Origin of the sequence: Micromonospora sp. C97, from assembly GCF_018070385.1 — a bacterium.
In the GTDB taxonomy this organism is placed as follows: domain Bacteria; phylum Actinomycetota; class Actinomycetes; order Mycobacteriales; family Micromonosporaceae; genus Micromonospora; species Micromonospora parva.
On record NZ_JAGPXU010000009.1, the window covers coordinates 181,852 to 199,904 of the forward strand.

The 18,053-nt window shown below is 71.0% G+C and carries 14 protein-coding genes; 5 read left to right on the forward strand and 9 right to left on the reverse strand.

The window, feature by feature from the left end; all coding sequences use genetic code 11:
* The first annotated feature begins 30 nt into the window (after window positions 1-30).
* A complete protein-coding gene (locus KBX26_RS15465) occupies window positions 31-2,310 on the forward strand; it encodes a family 20 glycosylhydrolase (RefSeq protein WP_210865731.1) in 2,280 nt (759 codons plus the stop codon).
* Between the two features lie 18 nt (window positions 2,311-2,328).
* Entirely contained in the window at window positions 2,329-5,019 is a 2,691-nt protein-coding gene (locus KBX26_RS15470) for a discoidin domain-containing protein (RefSeq protein ID WP_030333648.1), read from the forward strand.
* Window positions 5,020-5,077: 58 nt separating this feature from the next.
* Here KBX26_RS15470 and KBX26_RS15475 read toward each other — a convergent pair whose 3' ends face one another.
* The 6 genes from KBX26_RS15475 to KBX26_RS32375 are packed head-to-tail and all read right to left on the reverse strand — an operon-like array spanning window position 5,078 to window position 9,795.
* Window positions 5,078-5,401: a DUF202 domain-containing protein gene (locus KBX26_RS15475; protein ID WP_051708608.1), complete on the reverse strand. Its 324-nt coding sequence runs from the start codon at window positions 5,399-5,401 to the stop codon at window positions 5,078-5,080.
* Window position 5,402: 1 nt separating this feature from the next.
* The gene (locus KBX26_RS15480; RefSeq protein WP_210865732.1) at window positions 5,403-5,714 is read right to left on the reverse strand and encodes a DUF202 domain-containing protein; all 312 of its coding nucleotides are present in this window, start codon (window positions 5,712-5,714) and stop codon (window positions 5,403-5,405) included.
* Between the two features lie 53 nt (window positions 5,715-5,767).
* On the reverse strand, window positions 5,768-7,180 hold the full coding sequence (locus tag KBX26_RS15485; RefSeq protein WP_209444575.1) for a sulfatase: 1,413 nt from the start codon (window positions 7,178-7,180) through the stop codon (window positions 5,768-5,770).
* Between the two features lie 22 nt (window positions 7,181-7,202).
* The gene (locus tag KBX26_RS15490) at window positions 7,203-8,204 is read right to left on the reverse strand and encodes an aliphatic sulfonate ABC transporter substrate-binding protein (protein ID WP_210865733.1); all 1,002 of its coding nucleotides are present in this window, start codon (window positions 8,202-8,204) and stop codon (window positions 7,203-7,205) included.
* The gene (locus KBX26_RS15495) at window positions 8,201-8,983 is read right to left on the reverse strand and encodes an ABC transporter ATP-binding protein (protein ID WP_030333637.1); all 783 of its coding nucleotides are present in this window, start codon (window positions 8,981-8,983) and stop codon (window positions 8,201-8,203) included. The genes KBX26_RS15490 and KBX26_RS15495 overlap by 4 nt, the downstream gene beginning before the upstream one ends.
* Window positions 8,980-9,795 (reverse strand): ABC transporter permease, encoded by an 816-nt coding sequence (locus KBX26_RS32375; RefSeq protein ID WP_209444574.1) that lies wholly within the window; start codon window positions 9,793-9,795, stop codon window positions 8,980-8,982. Before KBX26_RS32375 ends, KBX26_RS15495 begins: the two co-directional genes overlap by 4 nt.
* A gap of 325 nt (window positions 9,796-10,120) precedes the next feature.
* On the opposite strand from KBX26_RS32375, the gene KBX26_RS15505 reads away from it, so the two are divergent.
* Together KBX26_RS15505 and KBX26_RS15510 are read left to right on the forward strand one after the other, a co-directional pair.
* A complete protein-coding gene (locus KBX26_RS15505) occupies window positions 10,121-12,547 on the forward strand; it encodes a family 20 glycosylhydrolase (protein WP_210865734.1) in 2,427 nt (808 codons plus the stop codon).
* A 94-nt stretch (window positions 12,548-12,641) separates the two neighbouring features.
* Window positions 12,642-13,829 carry an ROK family transcriptional regulator gene (locus tag KBX26_RS15510; protein WP_030333985.1) on the forward strand — a complete coding sequence of 396 codons (1,188 nt, stop codon included), beginning with the start codon at window positions 12,642-12,644 and terminating at the stop codon, window positions 13,827-13,829.
* Between the two features lie 18 nt (window positions 13,830-13,847).
* On the opposite strand, the gene KBX26_RS15515 is transcribed toward KBX26_RS15510, so the two are convergent.
* Genes KBX26_RS15515 through KBX26_RS15525 form a run of 3 tightly spaced genes read right to left on the reverse strand, consistent with a single transcriptional unit; the run spans window position 13,848 to window position 16,599 of the window.
* A complete protein-coding gene (locus KBX26_RS15515) occupies window positions 13,848-14,690 on the reverse strand; it encodes a class II fructose-bisphosphate aldolase (protein ID WP_030333632.1) in 843 nt (280 codons plus the stop codon).
* 8 nt (window positions 14,691-14,698) lie between these two features.
* Window positions 14,699-15,595 carry an SIS domain-containing protein gene (locus KBX26_RS15520; protein WP_030333630.1) on the reverse strand — a complete coding sequence of 299 codons (897 nt, stop codon included), beginning with the start codon at window positions 15,593-15,595 and terminating at the stop codon, window positions 14,699-14,701.
* A complete protein-coding gene (locus KBX26_RS15525; RefSeq protein WP_210865735.1) occupies window positions 15,571-16,599 on the reverse strand; it encodes a 1-phosphofructokinase family hexose kinase in 1,029 nt (342 codons plus the stop codon). The genes KBX26_RS15520 and KBX26_RS15525 overlap by 25 nt, the downstream gene beginning before the upstream one ends.
* A 376-nt stretch (window positions 16,600-16,975) precedes the next feature.
* Between KBX26_RS15525 and KBX26_RS15530 the strand changes: the two genes are divergently transcribed.
* Entirely contained in the window at window positions 16,976-18,049 is a 1,074-nt protein-coding gene (locus KBX26_RS15530) for a right-handed parallel beta-helix repeat-containing protein (protein ID WP_030333625.1), read from the forward strand.
* The last annotated feature ends 4 nt before the right edge of the window (window positions 18,050-18,053 follow it).

Genomic DNA, 18,053 nt, shown 5'->3' on the forward strand with positions numbered 1-18,053 from the left:
TCCCAACCCTTTTCCCGAGAGGAACGGTTCATGCGTCTTCGACGTATCAGCGTCACCGGAGCGGTGGGAGCACTGGCCGCCGCACTGCTGACCGTGCCGGTCACGGCGGTCACCCCGGCCTCGGCCGTACCGGGTGACCTCCAGGTGATCCCGGCACTGAAGCAGTGGACGGCGGGCACCGGCAGCTACACCTTCGGGGCCGCCACCCGCATCGTTGTCGACCCCGCCTACACCGCCCAGCTCAACGACGACGCGGCCACCTTCGCCGCCGACCTGCGGGACCTGACCGGCCGCACCGTCGCGGTCACCACCGGAACCGCGGCCACCGGCGACATCCGGCTGACCCTGGGCGGCAGCCAACCCGCCGAGGGTTACACGATGACCGTCGGGTCGAGCATCGCCATCCAGGGCTCGACCGACACCGGCGCCTTCTACGGCACGCGGACGGTGCTGCAACTGCTCAAGCAGTCCAGCACGGTGCCGGCCGGTACGACCACCGACGCCCCGACCAAGTCCGAACGCGGCATGATGGTCGACGTCGGACGCAAGTACTTCACTGTCGACTGGCTGCGCCGGCACGTCAAGGAGCTCGCCTACCTGAAGATGAACCGGCTGCACCTGCACCTGTCCGACACGTTCGGGTTCCGGTTGGAGAGCACCACCCACCCGGAGGTGGTGTCGGAGCAGTACTACACCAAACAGCAGATCCGCGACCTCATCGCCCTGGCCGCGCAGTACCACATCGAGGTCATTCCCGAGATCGACATGCCGGGACACATGAACGCCATCCTGGCCGACCACCCGGACCTGCAACTCGCCGACACCAACGGCAACCGCAACCCCTACTACCTCGACCTGTCCAAGCCGGGCGCGTACACCCTCACCCGGGACCTCATCACCGAGTTCCTGCCGCTGTTCCCCGGCCGGTACTGGCACATCGGCGCGGACGAGTACGTCGGCAACTACGCCGCCTACCCGCAGCTGCTGACGTACGCCCGCGCGACCTACGGGGCGAACGCCACCGCCAAGGACACCTACTACGGCTTCATCAACTGGGCCAACGACATCGTCCGCGCCGGCGGCAAGACCACCCGCATGTGGAACGACGGCATCGGCACCGACGGCACCATCCGGCCGGCGTCCAACATCCACGTCGAGGTCTGGTACAACTACGGCATCACCCCGCAGGCCCTGCTGGACCGCGGGCACACCATCTCCAACCAGGCGTGGGATCCCACCTACTACGTCCCCGCCATCAGCAAGCCGAACGTGACGTGGGCGTACGAGACCTGGACCCCGGAGCGCTTCCAGGGCAACAACACCGTCAACGCTCCGTCCCGCAACCTCGGCACGGTGCTGCACATTTGGTGTGACTACCCGGACGCGGAGACCGAGGACCAGATCGCCGCCGGCATCCGGACCATCCTGCGCGTCATCGCCCAGCAGACCTGGGGTTCACCGAAGCCGGTCGCCACGTACACCGCCTTCACCCCGATCATCGACCGCATCGGTCGGGCTCCCGGCGGCCCGGCGGTGGCGACCGGCAACCTGGCGACCAACCGCCCGGTGACCGCGTCGTCGACCGAGACGGCCAGCTTCCCGGCGTCGGCGGCGGTGGACGGCGACATCAGCACCCGCTGGTCGTCGGCCTACACCGACCCGAGCTGGATCCAGGTCGACCTCGGCAGCAGCCAGGAACTGTCCCGCGTCGCACTACGCTGGGAGGCCGCCTACGCGCGGGCGTACCAGATCCAGACCTCCACCAACGGCACCACCTGGACCACGGCGGTGACCGTCACCGCCGGGGACGGCGGGGTGGACGAACACGCCCTCAACACCACCGCCCGGTACGTGCGCATGCAGGGCACGCAACGGGCCACCACCTTCGGCTACTCGCTCTGGGAGTTCGAGGTCTACGGGCCGAAGAAGGGCGCCATCACCGGCACCGCCAGTGGCCGCTGCGTCGACATCCCCGGCAGCAACACCACCGACGGCACCTCGGTGAACCTCTGGGACTGCAACAGCGGGCCCAACCAGACGTGGACCCACCGCAACGACGGCACCCTCACCGCACTGGGCAAGTGCCTGGAGCCGGCGAACGGAAGCCTCACCGACGGCACCGCGATCGTGATCCGCACCTGTTCCACCGCCACGTACCAGCGCTGGACCTACGACGCCGCCACCAGCAGCTACCGCACCGGCGGCAAGTGCCTCGACGCCAACGGCGGCGGGACCGCCAACGGCACCCGCCTCATCCTCTGGCCGTGCACCAACGGCGCCAACCAGCGCTGGAGCACCCCCACCGCCTGACCCACCGATGGAGGCACGATGCCGCACGACACGCCACTGCCACCCCCATCCCCACCACGGCCACGGCGGCTCGTCGTGCCCACCATCGTCCTGACTCTGGTCGCCGGTGCCGTCGCGACGGTCGGGGGCCAGCCGGCCCCGGCCGGCGCGGCGGTCCCGGCGGACCCGACCTACACCGACGCCGCCGGCCTGGTCTTCCCCGGTGTCCAGCCGGGCGCGGCGACGGCGTCGCTCTCCGGCGGCAGCTTCACACTGGCCAACGCGGCGCTGTCGAGCACGTGGAGCGTGCAGGGCAGCACGGTGTCGCTGACCCGGTTCGACAACCGGGCCGCGAACGCCACAGTCCCGATGAGCTTGCGCGGGCTCTTCACCCTCACCCTGGCCGACGGCAGCACCATCACGGCGGCGAACACGAGCGTCTCCGCCGGTCCGGTGGTCAGCGACCTGGCGGCGAACGCCGGGTCGGCACGGCTGGCGGAACGCTTCGCCGGCAAGGCGGTGACCACCACCTTCCGGTACGGCGGCGGCACCCGGACGCTCGACGTGCAGTGGCAGGTACGGCTGCGCGGCGGGGCCAACTCGGTGCAGCACAGCTTCACCGTGCGCTCGGTGGCCGGCACGTTCGACGTGACGTCGGTGCGCCTGGTCGAACTGGGTCTCACCAACGCCCGGGTGCTGGGCAGCGACGACGGCAGCCCGGTGGTGCACGGCGCGGCCGGCAGCGAGACGGTGTTCGTCGGCATCGAGAACCCGATGGCGAAGGCCACTGTGAACGGGTCCGCCGTCGACATCGCGGTGCCCCGCGCCGGTGACCTCACCGCCGGCACGTCCTGGGTCTACACCGCCTCCACCGGTGTCTCCCCGGCCGGGCAGCTACGCCGCTCGTTCCAGTACTACCTGCAACGCGAGCGGGCCCACGACCGGCGGACGTTCCTGCACTACCAGAGCTGGCTGGACCTCAAACCACCCGGCGAGGTCATCGACAGCGCCGAGCTGACCCGGGCCATCAACCTGTTCGGCACCCAGCTGCGCAACCGGGGGGCCACCATCGACAGCTTCTGGGTCGACGACGGCTGGGACTATCTGCGTACGCCCCGGGTCGACGAGACGAACCTGAACGTGTGGTCGTTCGACCCGACCCAGTTCCCCACCGGCTTCGCGCCGCAGAAGGCCGCCGCCGCGCAGTACGGGGCCTCGATGTCGGTGTGGATGTCACCCTTCGGCGGGTACGGCACCAGCGCCGCCACCCGCCAGGCCATCAACGCGAGCAAACCCGCCGACCAGCGGTTGGAAACCCACAGCGGCGGCCAGTTCAAGCTCGGCGGCGACCGCTACTACGACCGGTTCCGGTCGGTCGCCTTCGACATGATGGACAACCAGGGGGTACGCGGCTTCAAGCTGGACGGCATCGGCGGCGGGCTCTACCAGTCCGGCCCGAACGCGAACTACATCGCCGACTACGAGGCCCTGCTCGGGTTGACCGGCGACCTGCGCGCGCACCAGAAGGACGTGTTCGTCAACGCCACGGTCGGCACCTGGGGGTCGCCGTACTGGTTGTGGTTCACCGACTCGATCTGGCGTGACGGGCACGACGCGGGCCTGGTCGGCGCGGGCAGCGCGCAGCAGCGCTACGTCAACTACCGCGACTCGGAGACGTTCCGCAACAACACCAGACAGAACCCGCTGTTTCCGATCCTGAGCCTGATGAACCACGGCATCATCTTCTCCGACCGGACACCCCAGTTCACCGCCGACTACGACCTGACCAAGCCCAGTGTCCAGGCCGAGGTGTCGCAGGACATCCGCGCCTATTTCGCGCTCGGGCTCAGCCTTCAGGAGCTGTACGTCCGCAACACACTGGTCGACGCGAACCGGCCGGGCGCGGCCTGGTTCTGGGACACCGTGGCGGCCAACGCCCGGTGGGCACGGGCCAACCAGGGGTTGCTCAGCGACGTGCACTGGGTCGGCGGTGACCCGGCCGCCGGGGCGGTCTACGGCACTGCCGCCTGGAACTCCTCGGCCGGCGCGTCGAAGGGGATGCTGATGCTGCGCAACCCGTCGGCGTCCGCGCAGAGCTTCACCGTCAACCCGCAGACGGTCTTCGAGCTGCCCGGTGGCACCCACCAGCGGTACCGGTTCACCGAGCGTGACGGGCGGCGCGGCGGCTTCGTGTCGGGTCCGGCCGCACCGGTGAGCATCACCCTCGCGCCGTTCGAGGTCGCCGTCTTCCAGGCCACCCCGACCGACGAGCCGATCGGCGGCGGCAGCAGCCCGCAACTGCCCCGCACCCGGTGGACAGCGACGGCGGACAGCGTCGAGACCGTCGGCGAGAACGGCGTCGCCGCCAACGCCATCGACGGCAACCCGGCCACCATCTGGCACACCCGCTACGTCGGCGGGGTCGCCGCCATGCCGCACCAGATCACCATCGACCTCGGCGGCAACCATCGCATCGACAGGCTCGACTACCTACCCCGCCAGGACGGCGGCACCAACGGCACCATCGCCGACTACCAGATCCTGACCAGCACCGACGGCACCACCTGGACCCAGGTCACCGCCGGCACCTTCGGCGCCGGCAGCACAGTGAAGACAGCGGTCTTCACGCCCACCACGGCCCGGCAGGTACGCCTGCGCACCACCCGCGCCACGAACGGGGCCGGGTACGCCTCCGCCGCCGAGATCAATCTGTACGGATCGACGGCCTGACCGGTACCGGCCGTCCCGGGGCGCCCCTATCGCCGCCCCGGGACGGCCGCATCCCACCTCACCTGGCGAGGACATGGGCGAGGACCGCCACGCCCCCCGCCACCACCAGCACGGTGCCGACGGCCAGCAGGGCGGCGCCCTCCGGGTGGCCCAGGTGCGTGGGCAGCCGTACGGTGCGATACCGGCGTCGCGCCAGCACGGCCACCGCGGCGGCGAGCGGCGCGCAGGCCAGCACGAGCCCCGCGGCGATCGGATGACGGGGCACCAGCTCCCGGCCGACGGCCAGCAGCACGGCGGCGGTCGCCAGCGCGGTGCGCAGCCACGCGAGCAGGGTGCGTTCGGCCTGCGCCCCCCGGTCGGCGAGACGCGGCGGCTCCGTCACCTCAGATCAGCACCACGACGACGATCGTCACGCCGGCCACGACCACCCCCGCCGCCGACACGGCGACGACGGGGGTGGACGGCAGCGGCAGCTGGAGCCGCAGCGCCCGTTCGTTGCGGCTCCACCGGGGAAACGCCTCGACGGCCACCCCGACGGCGAGCACCGCCAGCACGACCGCCGCCCACTGCGCGCCGTCCGCACCGAAGGCCCTGACCGCCGCGGCGGCCACCATGAGACCCAGCGCGGTCCGCAGCCACGCGAGGAACGTGCGCTCGTTGGCGAGGGTGAAGCGCGGGTCCGGCTCCGTGCCCACCCCGTACACCCGCCGTGGCCAGCGGCGGTCGGCTCGTCCCGTCGGTTCCTCCGTCACCCGGTGACCGCCGCCTGCGGCTGCCACGGGGTGTCGCCACACTCCCGCTGGACCCGGGCGAGCTCGTCGGTGAGTGCCGTCCGGATCCGCGCGTACGCCGGGTCGTCGTAGACGCTGCGCATCTCCCACGGGTCGGCCCGCAGGTCGAACAGCTCCCACTCCGGCTCCTGTGCCGTCGCGGAGGTGCCGGGCAGCCCCAGCCCGTCGGCGTAGTAGTAGACCAGCTTGTGGTCGTGGGTGCGTACGCCGTAGTGCGCCCACACGTGGTGCTCGTCGTCGTCGTGCTCCCAGTAGCGGTAGTACACGGACTGCCGCCAGTCGTCGACGGCCTCGCCGCGCAGCAGCGGTCGCAGTGAGCGCCCCTGCATGCGGCCGTCGGCCGGCACGCCGGCGTAGTCGAGGAACGTCTGGGCGAAGTCGACGTTCATGGCGAGCGCGCCGGTGGTGGAGCCGGCCGGGATCTCCGCCGGGTAGCGGATCAGAAACGGCATCCGCAGCGACTCCTCGTACATGAACCGCTTGTCGTACCAGCCGTGGTCGCCGAGGAAGAAGCCCTGGTCGGAGGTGTAGACGACGATGGTGTCGTCGGTCAGCCCGTGCTCGTCGAGGTAGTCGAGCAGGCGGCCCACGTTGTCGTCGACGCTGGCGACGCAGCGCAGGTAGTCCTTGATGTACCGCTGGTAGGTCCAGAGCGCGGCCTCGTCCGGGTCCAGGTGCGGCGGCAGCATCTCCTTGATGTCGTTGGCGGTCAGGTCCCGGTCCACCCGCATCCGGGCGGCCCGGGCGGCGGCGGCGTGCCCCGAGTGGTCGTCGTCGAACGAGCCCGGTACGGCCACGTCGTCGACGTACATGTCGCGGTGTTTGTCGTCGGGCTCCCAGTTGCGGTGCGGGGCCTTGTGGTGCACGAGCAGGCAGAAGGGGCGCTGCTGGTCGCGCTGGTCGAGCCAGTCGACGGCCAGGTCGGTGATGATGTTCGTGCAGTAGCCGGGGCGGACCTGCTCGGTGCCGTCCATGCCGATGAACACGGGGTCGCGGTAGCGACCCTGACCGGGCACGACCTCCCAGTAGTCGAAACCCCGGGGGTCGTGCTCCGGGCCGTGCCCGAGGTGCCACTTGCCGACCAGCGCGGTCTGGTAGCCGGCACGGCGCAGCAGCTCCGGGAAGACGAGCTGCCGGTTGTCGAACTCGGTCGACAACGTCTGCACGCCGTTGACGTGGTTGTAGGTGCCGGTGAGGATGGTGGCCCGGCTGGGCGCGCAGAGCGAGTTGGTGCAGAAGCAGTTCTCCAGCAGGGCGCCGCCGGCCGCGATGCGGTCGATGTGCGGCGTCTCGTTGATCTTGCTTCCGTAGGCGCCCACAGCGTGCGCGGCGTGGTCGTCGGCCATGATGAAGACGATGTTGGGCCGCACGGGTTGGTCCTTTCTCACCGGTTCAGGACGCGTACGCGGCGGCGTCGTAGTAGGCGCTCGGGTCGACCACGTCCGGCAGCTTGCCCAGGTCCTTGAACAGGCCGTTGAGGCCGGTGAGCCAGCCCGCGACGGTGCCGTCGGTGGACTTGGCGGCGAGTTCGGCCGAGGGCAGGAACCGGGCGTTGGTGGCTTCGGCGCGCAGCTGGTCGACCGGCGCCGACTTGAGGAACTTCGCGGTCACCTCGACGGCACGGTCCACGTCGGCAGCCCGCTCGTCGTTGGCGGCGCGCAGCACCGCGAGCACCTTCTTGACCAGCTCCGGCTTGCCGGTGACCACGTCGTTGCGCCCGACGTAGGCGGACGGAAAGCTGATGTCCGGGTAGAAGTCCTCGTTCTTGGCCAGCTCGACCAGGTCCGGCACCCGCTTCTTGATGGTGCCGATCAGCGGGTACCAGATGCCGGCCGCGTCGATCTGGCCGGACCCGAACGCGGTGACCACCGTGCTGGCGTCCATCGTGACCTTCTGGACGTCGTCGATGGAGAGCCCGGCGCGCCGCAGGGCCAGCCGCACGATCATGTCGCCGGAGGTGCCCTCCGGCACGCCGACCTTCTTGCCCTTGAGCGCGGCGACGGAGGTGATGCCCGGCTTGGCGATGACCCGGTCGGCGAAGCCGAGCGAGTTGATGGCGATGACCCGGGCCTTGCCGGAGGCCGGCAGCCACATCGCACCCGGGCCCAGGTAGCCGAAGTCGAGGTCTCCGGCGCCGAGCGCCTGCACCTGCAGGGGGCCGTTGGTGAAGACCTTCAGGTCCGGCTTGAGCCCGTGCTTGTCCCACAGCTTCTTGTCGTCGGCGATCGCCATCAGGCTCGCGCCGGTGAAGTCGGCGATGTAGCCGAGCTTCACCTCTTCGGTGCCGGAGCCGCTGGATCCGGACTTGTCGTCGTCGCCGCAGGCGGCGAGGGCCGCTGTGGCGCCGAGACCGGCGATGCCGGTCAGCAGGGCGCGACGGGAGAGAGGGCTCATCGGGATGCACCTTCCTGGGGGGTCTGGTGGTAGACAGCGCGCCAGACCCGATTGCGGATCCGGGAGAATTCCGGGGAGAGACGGACCGCTTCGGTTCGCGGGTACGGCAGGTCGACGTCGATGACCTCCTGCACCCGACCCGGCCGGGCGGCCATGACGACGACCCGGTTGGCGAGGTAGACGGCCTCGTCGACGTCGTGGGTGATGAACATGACGGTGCGTCGCTCGGTGCCCCAGGTGTCCAGCAACTGGTCCTGCATCTGCACCCGGGTGAGGGCGTCGAGGGCGCCGAAGGGTTCGTCCATGAGCAGGACGCCGGGGTCGACGGCGTACGCGCGGGCGATGGCGCACCGCTGCCGCATGCCACCGGAGAGCATCCGGGGCAGCGCGTCGGCGAAGTCGCCGAGACCCACCAGGTCGATGAAGTGCTGCGCCCGTGCTCGCCGTTGCGCCCGCCCGACCTTGGCGATCCGGAGACCGAACTCGACGTTCTCGCGGACCGTCAGCCAGGGGAACAGCGCGTACTGCTGGAAGATGACGCCGCGTTCCGGGCTGGGCCCCCGCACCGGTCGTGAGTCGACGAGCACCTCACCGCTGGTGGGCTCGACCAGGCCGGCGGCGATGTTCATCAGGGTCGACTTGCCGCAGCCGGACGGGCCGACCACTGTGACGAACTCGCGGTCGGCGATGTCCAGGTCGACCTCGCGCAGCGCGTGGAACGGTTTGCCGCCCACCTCGAACGTGCGGGTGGTGGCGCGGAAGGAGATCTTTTCGGTCATCGGCGTTCCTGCCATCCGGTGAGGCGCTTCTCGGCGGCGAGCAGGAGCCGATCCATGAGCAGGCCGAGCACGCCGATGGTGATCAGGCCGACGAAGATGCTCGGCAGGTCGTAATAGATCTGTGCCTGCTGCATCCGGTAGCCGAGGCCCTCCTGGGCGGCGATCAACTCGGCGGCGACCAGCGTCGCCCACGCCGCGCCGAGGCCGACGCGCATGCCGACCAGGATGAACGGGGTGGACGCGGGGACGACGACCCGGCGGAACACCACGGCGTCGTTGGCGCCGAGCACCCGGGCGGCGTTGATCATGGTGCTGTCGACGCTCACCACACCCTGGAACGTCGACACGACGCAGGACAGGAACGCGGCGAGGAAGATGACGAAGATCTTCGGGGTCTCCCCGATGCCCATGAGCAGGATGGCCAGCGGGATGACGGCCAGCGGCGGGATGGTGCGGAAGAACTGCACGTAGGGCTCGATCAGGCCGCGCGCGGTCCGGTACCAGCCCATGAGGAAGCCGACCGGGATGGCCAGGGCGCTGCCGAGCGCGAAGCCGATGAGCACCCGGCGCAGGCTGGCCAGGCTGTCGTCGAGCAGGGTGCCGTCCATGGTCAGCTCACCGGCGCGGACGGCGACCTCCTGCGGCCCGGGAAGGCCCGAGACCCCGATCCGGGCCAGCACGGTCCAGATGCCGACGCCCAGTACGACGGCGAGCACGTTCCACACCAGCAGCGGTACGGCGCGGCGCGGCGGCGACGTCGCAGTGGTGGTTTCCGGACCTCGGGGTGGGGACGGTTGCACGTCTATCGCCACGGTGGTGCTCCGTAGCCCAGCTCGGACATGGGGCTCCTCTCCGGTCGGCGGCGCTGAAGGTAAGCGAATCTTTGGCGACGGCACTATTCATGTCAACCCTTCGGACTAAAAAGCCCGAGCTGGGAGCGGTGCGGCGGTTCATAAGATGTCAGATGTCTGGCCGGCAGCCTAGGGGTGACCGGGCCACCTGACAACGCCCGGCCACGACCGGACCGGCCGCCGTTTTATTGTCCGGGGCATTGACTAAATTGGACGGCGTCAGCAGACTGCGGCGTACCCGAGCAACCAGTCCCCCGGCGAGCCGGGCGACGGACAGAGGAGTCCCATGTCGATTCCGCGCTCCCCCCACACCACCGGACCCAGACGCCGCCTGACCGCGGCGAAGCTCGCCCTGGTGATCGCCGCGTCGCTGCTCGCGCCGCTCACGGCCGCCAGCCCGGCCATGGCCGCGCCGGTGAACCTGGCCCGCACCGGCACCGCCACCGCGTCGAGCGTCGAACTCGACCGCGCCGACTTCGTCGCCACGCGCGTCAACGACGGCGACCGCAACACCCGCTGGTCGTCCAAGTACCAGGACGACAACTGGGTCCAGGTCCGGCTGGCGTCCGCCGCCCGGGTCGACCACGTGGTGCTGACCTGGCCCAACGCGTGCGCCCGTGACTTCTCCCTGCAAACCTCCACCGACGGCACCGCCTGGACCACCGTCACCCGCCTGCAGCGCGACACCTGCCCCCGCACGGACGTCATCGCCGTGAACTCGGCCCAGCCGGTGTCCTACGTACGGATGCAGGGGCACCAACGGTGGGCGGCCTACGGCTACTCGATCTCCGAGTTCGAGATCTGGGACAGCACCGCGCCCCCGCCGGCACCCTCACTGGGCCTGCTGCCCAAACCGGTGTCGCTCACCGAGAACGGCGGCACGCCGTACACGTTGAACCCGAACACGCCGGTCATCGCGGTCGGATCGCAGGCCACCGCGCCCGCCATCTACCTCGCCGGGCTGCTCCGCCCCGCCACCGGGTACGCCCTGCCGGTGGTCACCCAGAGCACCGCGCCCGCGCCCATCGTCGTCGAGGTGGGGGCCGGCAAGGGTCCGGTCGGGCACGCCGCCGAGGGATACCGGCTCGTCGTCACCACCGGCACGGTCCGGATCAGCGCCGACACGGCCAACGGCGCGCTCAACGGGGTGCAGACGCTGCGCCAACTCCTGCCGCAGTGGGTGGAGTCCGACACCGTCGTGAACACCGCGTGGACGGTGCCGGCGGTGACGATCTCCGACTACCCGCGCTTCGCCCACCGCGCGATGATGCTCGACGTCGCCCGCAGCTTCTACCCGATGAACGAGGTCAAGGCGTACATCGACAGCGCGGCGCAATACAAGATCAATCGTCTGCACCTGCACCTGACCGACGACCAGGGCTGGCGGATCGCCATCGACAACCCGACCAGCAACCCGGCGGGCATCGACTACGGCCGGCTCACCTCGGTCAGCGGGCGCACCGCCATGACCTACAACGACAGCGGTCAACTGATGGGCACCGAACTGGGCGTCACCGGCTTCTACACCAGGGCCGACTACGCCGAGATCGTGCGCTACGCCGGCCTGAACGGCATGACGGTCATCCCGGAGATCGACATGCCGGGGCACACCAACGCGGCACTGCACGCCATCCCCCAGCTCAACACGGCCGGCGCCCAGCCCAAGCCGGCACCCGGCCAGCAGACCGCACCGGCCAACGGCACCGGCAACGTCGGCTACTCGACGCTCGACTCGGCCAGCGCGACGACGTACGAGTTCGTCACGCAGGTGCTGACCCAGATCGCCGCCATGACGCCGGGGCCGTACCTGCACATCGGCGGCGACGAGGCGCACGTGACCAGCCACGCGAACTACACCGCGATGGTCGACGCCTTCACCGCTACCGTCGCGTCGCTCGGCAAGACAGTGGTCGGCTGGAACGAGTACGCCGGCACGGCGCTGCCCCGCGACAACGCTGTGGTGCAGTACTGGAACGGTGACCGCACGGCGGTGAGCAACGCGGTGACCGGCCGTGGCGCCCGGGTCGTCCTCTCCCCCGCCGCCCACACGTACGTGCCGCAGAAGCAGGATGCCCGCCAACCGCTCGGCGGCTCGTGGGCCTGCGGCGGACCGTGCGGACTGGACCGGCACTACAACTGGGACCCGGGCACCTTCATCCCCAACATCGCCGAGACCAGCGTGCTCGGGGTCGAGTCGGCCCTGTGGGGCGAGTTCATCCGCCGGATCGGCCAGGCGCAGTACTACAGCTTCCCGCGCCTGATCGCCACCGCCGAGGTGGGGTGGACGCCGCAGACGCAGCGCGACTACGCCGACTTCACCACCCGGCTGTCGGTGGCCGGCGGACGGTTGACGGTCGAGGGCGTCAACTTCTTCCCCACCGCCGACGTGGCGTGGCGCAAACAGGCGCTCGGCCGGTCCGCCGCCGCCGTCGTCGGCGCACCGGTCGGCGCCACCTGGACGGTCACCGCCCCCGGGCTGCGCAGCACCGACCTGACCGCCACCGTCACCTGGAGTGACGGACGGGTGGAGGCGTTGACGCCGACCGCGACGCGCGAGCCGAGCATCCCGGCGATGCAGATCAACAGCGCGTTCACCGTCGTGTCCCGGCGCACGTTCGGTTCGACGGGGACGTACACCGGGACGTTGTCGGTGCGCTCGGCCGGGCTGGCCCCGGTCCAGGCGGCGCTGACCGTCACCGTCCGCGCCAGCTGACCGCGGGCCGGCGCCGCCCCGGTGGCGGCGCCGGCCACCGCGCCGTAGGTTGCCGCGACGACACCCGGGAGCAGGCGTCGGTCATGATGGTGCCGTGATCGAACGTCCGGATGCCATGCAACGTGTGCGGCTGGCGCACACGGAGGCGCTGCTGGCCCAGCTCCGCAGCGCCGGCCCGCTCAGTCGGGCCGACCTCATCCGGCTGACCGGGCTGTCCCGCACCACCCTGTTCGACATCATCGGCGACCTCATCGCCCGCGGCGTGGTCGTCGAGCGGGAACCGGCGCTGTCCGGCCAGCGGGGTCGTGGACGGCCGTCCACGACCGTCAGCCTCAACCCGTCCGCCGGCCGAATCATCGGCATCGACCTCGGTCGGGTGACGATCACGGTCATCGTCGCCACCCTGGGGCACGACATCCTGGCCCGGGGCAGCCGCCCCATCACGCTGGCGGCGGGGCCGGCCCGGCGCGCCAACGCCGCGATCAAGCTGATCGACGACCTCGTGCAGGAACACGACATCGACCTGCGCGCGCTGGAGGCGATCGGCCTCGGGCTGCCCGGCCTGGTGGCCGGCCGGGAGCGCCCCGCGGGCGGCCGCAGCCCGTCGGTGGCCGCGAAGCAGGTCAGCACGCGCATCCAGGACCGCTACGGCGTCGCCGTCGTCACCGACAACAACTCGCGGTTCGCCGCGCTGGCCGAGGGCACCTGGGGAGCGACCCGTGACGTGCGGGACGCCATCTACGTCCGGTGGAGTGACGGCGTCGGTGGCGGGCTCATCGTCGACGGCCGACTCGCCCGGGGTGCGAACGGCGCGGCCGGCGAGATCGGCCACGTCAGCGTCGACCCCGACGGAGACCCCTGTCCGTGCGGTGGTCGCGGTTGCCTGGAACTGCTGATCCGTCCGTCGGCGCTCATCGAGCAGTGCGCCCGCCGTGGTGTGACAGTCGCGGACCCGGCCGACCTGGTGGCCCGGGCACTCGCCGGCGAGCCGACAGCGCGGGACGTGGTGCGGCACGCCGCGACGATGCTCGGTCGCGTTCTGTCCGGGATGGTGGTGCAGTTGGATCCGGGCAAGGTGGCCATCGGCGGCACCCTGGCCCACGCCGGCGAGGTGGTGCTCGAGCCGGTCCGCGCGGCGATCGCCGAGCTGGCGATGCCCCGGCACACCCGCCGCCTGGACGTCGTGCCGGCCCAGTTCGGCGACGAGGGCGGTGCCCTGGGCGCCGTCGCGGCCGCGCTGCGGCTCAACCTGTCCGAGCCCTCGCCGGCCTTCCCCGGGTAGTCCCCCGAGGGGCAGCGGCTACGACGCCTCGGGCAGCAGCGTGAGCAGCCGCTGGACAGTCTCGGTCACCGCGTCCCGGCCGGCGGCGAGATATCGGCGCGGGTCGCGAGAGTGCGGCAGGACGCCACGGACCGCGTCGGTGAACGCCACGTTGAGGGCGGTACCAACATTGATCTTCACCATGCCCTGACCGACAGCGGCGCGGATCTGCTCCAGCGGCACCCCGGAGGAGCCGTGCAGGACCAACGGCACCGGTACGGCCTCGCGGATCGCGGCCACCAGGTCGAGATCCAGCGAGGCGGTCCGGTCGGCCATCGCGTGCGAGCTGCCCACCGCGACCGCCAGCGCGTCGACGCCGGTCTCGGCGACGTAGCGGGCGGCCTCGGCCGGGTCGGTGCGGACCCCGGCGGTGTGCGCGCTGGCCGGGGCGTCCGGTTTACCGCCGACGTAGCCGAGTTCGGCCTCCACCCACAACCGGTGGTCGTGCGCCCACTCGGTCGCCTTGCGGGTGGCCGCCACGTTGGCGGCGTACGGCAGCGCTGACGCGTCGACCATCACCGAGCTGAAGCCGGTGTCGGGCGCCCGCTCCAGCAGGGTTGTGTCGTCGACGTGGTCCAGGTGCAGCGACAGGGTGGCGCTGGACAGCCAGGCGACCTCGGCCGTCGCCGCGGCGATGGCCGACACACCGGAGTGGTAGCGCGCGGCGTTCTGACTGATCTGCAGGATCGCCGGTCGGCCGGCCCGCTCCGCCGCGGTGGCGATGGCCTGGGCGTACTCGATCGTGATCACGTTGAACGCGAGCACGCCGGTACCGGCAGCCTGGGCCGCCGCCACCAGGTCGGCGGTGGGAACGAGGGTCATCAGCGGCCTCAGGCGACCGGAGCGGTGAGGACGACGGACCGGGTGAGCAGCCGGGGCTGATCCGGATGCAGACCGCGACGCACCGCCAGCTCGACCGCGAGCCGCTGCGCGGTCGTGAGGTGAGCCATGGCGTCGATGTCCTCGTGCACCACGATCGCGCCGGTGGGTGCCAGGTCCTCGAGGAGGCCCGGTGCCACCGGCCCGAAGATCCAGACCACGGACCGGTGGTCCACCACGCTGATCGGACCGTGCCGGAACTCCATCGCCGGGTACGACTCGGCCCACATCTGTGCCGCCTCGCGCAGTTTCAGGGCGGCCTCGTGCGCCACGCCCACCGTCCAGCCGGTGCCGAGGAAGGTGAACTGGTCCCGACCGACCACGGCCGGGTCCAGTGGGGTGCCGAGCTGGGCCCGCGCCTGGTCGATCGTCTCGGTCAGGTCCGCACCGAGGCCGGCACGCCAGAGGGCGAGCGCGGTCGTGGCGAAGCGGGTCTGCACCACCGACTGCTCGTCGGCGAAGTCGAGGACGACGCAGTCGCTCACCAGCCGGGTCACCGGCCGGTCGGCGTCGGTGGTGAGCACTGTCGAGCGGCTGCCGGGCGGCAGTTGCTCAAGGAGTCGGATCACCTCGGTGGTGGTGCCGGAACGGGTGATGGCGACGACCCGGTCATAGCGTCGCCCGGCGGGGAATTCCGAGGCGGCGAAGGCGTCGGTCTCCCCCTGGCCCGCCGACTCGCGCAGCGCCGCGAAACTCTGGGCCATGAAGTACGAGGTGCCGCAGCCCACCACGGCGACGCGTTCGCCCGGCTGGGGCAGTGCCTGCGCCACGCCCGGTCGGGCGACCAGATCCACGGCGCGACGCCACGTCTCGGGCTGGGAGGTTATCTCGGCGGCGACGTGCGACACGATTCCTGCTCTCTGTCGGTGCGGGGCTCTTCCAGTTGTTCGACGGTGGTTCCGGGCAACAGCCGGGAAGCCACGACGGCGTCGTACTCGCCGGCCCACCGGCAGGCGACGGCGGCCGCCGAGACGGCAGCGCCTCGGGCGAGGACGTCCCGCCAGGGCATGCGGGTGAGCAGTCCGTACGCGAGCACGGCCGCGAGGGCGTCACCGGCACCGGTCGGGTTGCCGGCCATCCGTTCGGGCGCGTGGGCGCTGTAGGCGGCCCCGCCGTTGACCGCCACGAAGCCGTCCGCGCCACGGGACACGACTCCGGCGACAGCGCCGAGCCGGACGAGCCGGTGCGCCACCCGCACGGCGTCGTCGCGGGTGCGCACCGGGCGGCCGAGCAGTTCCGCCGCCTCGTGGACGTTGGGTTTCACCAGCGTCGGCGCGGCGGCCAGCGCGTGCCGCAGCGCGGCGCCGTCGGTGTCCACGATGGTCTGGACCCCGCCGGCCCGGGCGATGGTGACGAGATCGCGGTACGCGGTCTCGGGGACACCCGGTGGCCGGCTGCCGGAGAGCACCACCACCCGTGCCGCCCGGACCCGCTCGGCGAACTGCTCTCGGAACGACTCCCACTGGGCGACGGTGACGCGCGGGCCCGGTTCGTTGAGGACGGTCGCCGTGCCTCGCCCGAGGACGGTCACCGTCCGGCGGGTCTCCGTGTCGAGGCGGGTGAATCGCGCCGGTACGCCGGCCGTCGCCAGCTCGGCCTCGATCCGTTCGCCGGCTGCCCCACCGGCCAGGCCGAGGACCATCGTCTCGACGCCCAGCTGCCGCAGGACCCGGGCGACGTTCAGGCCCTTGCCTCCGGCACGGGACACCACGTCCGTCACCCGGTGGGAGGTGTCCGGCACCAGGTCGGGCACGGTGTAGGTGACGTCGAGGGCCGGATTGAGCGCCACCGAGATGATCAGGTCGCCGCGCGCCCGGGAGTCTGGCGGACCGCCGTTCAGATCTCGTTTCATGTCCGCCTCTTCCAGAAGATGCCAGCCACACGAGCACGCATGATCTTTCGTGACATTCAGATGCCAGAATCAATCAGGATGTTGCAGACCCTAGGGATCTGACCCCGGCGGCGTCAAGGTCGGTCCTGAGCGCTCCGACACCGTCACCGCCCCTGCGGGCACCGCATCGGGGGAGCGTCGCGGCGTTCGAGCAGCCCCGGCGCGCGGGGTCCCGACCTGGCAGGAATTTTGCATCAACTTGCACGGGCTGCCACCGAGCCGGAGGCCGAGCGGCGGCCGAGGGCGGGGCAACGGCTCTCTTGACGAGGGTCGATATCACTCGTAAGTTCGTCCGACATCTGACGTAGGACATTCCCCCGCTGTCCGAAGGACATCAATGACCACACGCCTCCCCCGCCGCGCGGTCGCGCTGGCGGGCGCCGCCGGTGCCCTCGCCGCCGTCGTCCCGCCCGGCCGCGCCGACGCCGCCATCGCCTCGACGTCCCTCCCGGTGCTCGGCGTCGCCGACGACTGGAACACCGTCCTCGCCCGTACGCCTCAGGTGCAGCTCGCGCCCGGCGCCACGTACACCCTCACCGCTCCGGTCGCCCTGCCCGACCGCTGCCTCATCGTCGGCAACGGCGCGACCGTCACCGTCCCCACCGACCAGAGCGGCGCGCTGTCCATCGTGGGCCGCAGCGGCGTCACCATCAGCGGCGTCCACTTCCTCGGACGCCAGTCCAGCCCGGTCGGCACCGCGCCACAGTTCGCGCACGTCGCCGTCCGGATCAGCCGCAGTACCGGCGTACGGATCCTGGACTGCGACTTCACGAACTGGCGCGGCGCCGGACTGGCGATCACCGGATCGGCCGCCGACGACTACTTCGGCTACCGGCTCAAGGTCAGCGGCAACGCCTTCCACCGCTGCTACTTCGGTGTCTCGCTGGCCGACCGCAGTGAGTACTCACAGTTGACCGCGAACAGCTTCACCTCGTGCCGACTCGCGATCTGGAACTCGTCGGGGAACTGGACGATCAACGGCAACGTCGTCGTCGGCTGCTACGGCGCCTACTACTCGTTCGCCCAGACCAGCCCGTACGGGGCGCTCGCCAGCGACAACTGGGGGCACGGCAGCCTGACCGGCAACACCGTCAACCACTGCAACGGTGGCGTCCCGGTGCGCTGGAGCACCGCCCTGTCCTTCCCCATCGGCGGGGTCGAGCGCAACCCGGGCACCGGCGTCGTCGTCGACGGCGTCCTGCCACCGACCTTCACCGGCAACACCCTCTGGTACAGCGACATCCGCGCCACGAACCTACTCGGTACCCGGTGGCTGCTCTCCGGGTGCACGCTCTCCAACCTCGCCGTCACCTGCTCCGGCGCCGCGCCTGTGCACCTGGTCGGCACACAGTCCAACAGCGGCACCGCGCCCCTGTTGCAGGGCAACGTCAAGGATCTCCTTCCGCTCTGAACGA

Coding starts and splice junctions, on each gene's coding strand:
- KBX26_RS15465 (WP_210865731.1), top strand. CDS start 31: ATGCGTCTTCGACGTATCAGCGTCACCGGAGCGGTGGGAGCACTGGCC.
- KBX26_RS15470 (WP_030333648.1), top strand. CDS start 2,329: ATGCCGCACGACACGCCACTGCCACCCCCATCCCCACCACGGCCACGG.
- KBX26_RS15490 (WP_210865733.1), bottom strand. CDS start 8,204: ATGAGCCCTCTCTCCCGTCGCGCCCTGCTGACCGGCATCGCCGGTCTC.
- KBX26_RS15495 (WP_030333637.1), bottom strand. CDS start 8,983: ATGACCGAAAAGATCTCCTTCCGCGCCACCACCCGCACGTTCGAGGTG.
- KBX26_RS15505 (WP_210865734.1), top strand. CDS start 10,121: ATGTCGATTCCGCGCTCCCCCCACACCACCGGACCCAGACGCCGCCTG.
- KBX26_RS15515 (WP_030333632.1), bottom strand. CDS start 14,690: ATGACCCTCGTTCCCACCGCCGACCTGGTGGCGGCGGCCCAGGCTGCC.
- KBX26_RS15525 (WP_210865735.1), bottom strand. CDS start 16,599: ATGAAACGAGATCTGAACGGCGGTCCGCCAGACTCCCGGGCGCGCGGC.
- KBX26_RS15530 (WP_030333625.1), top strand. CDS start 16,976: ATGACCACACGCCTCCCCCGCCGCGCGGTCGCGCTGGCGGGCGCCGCC.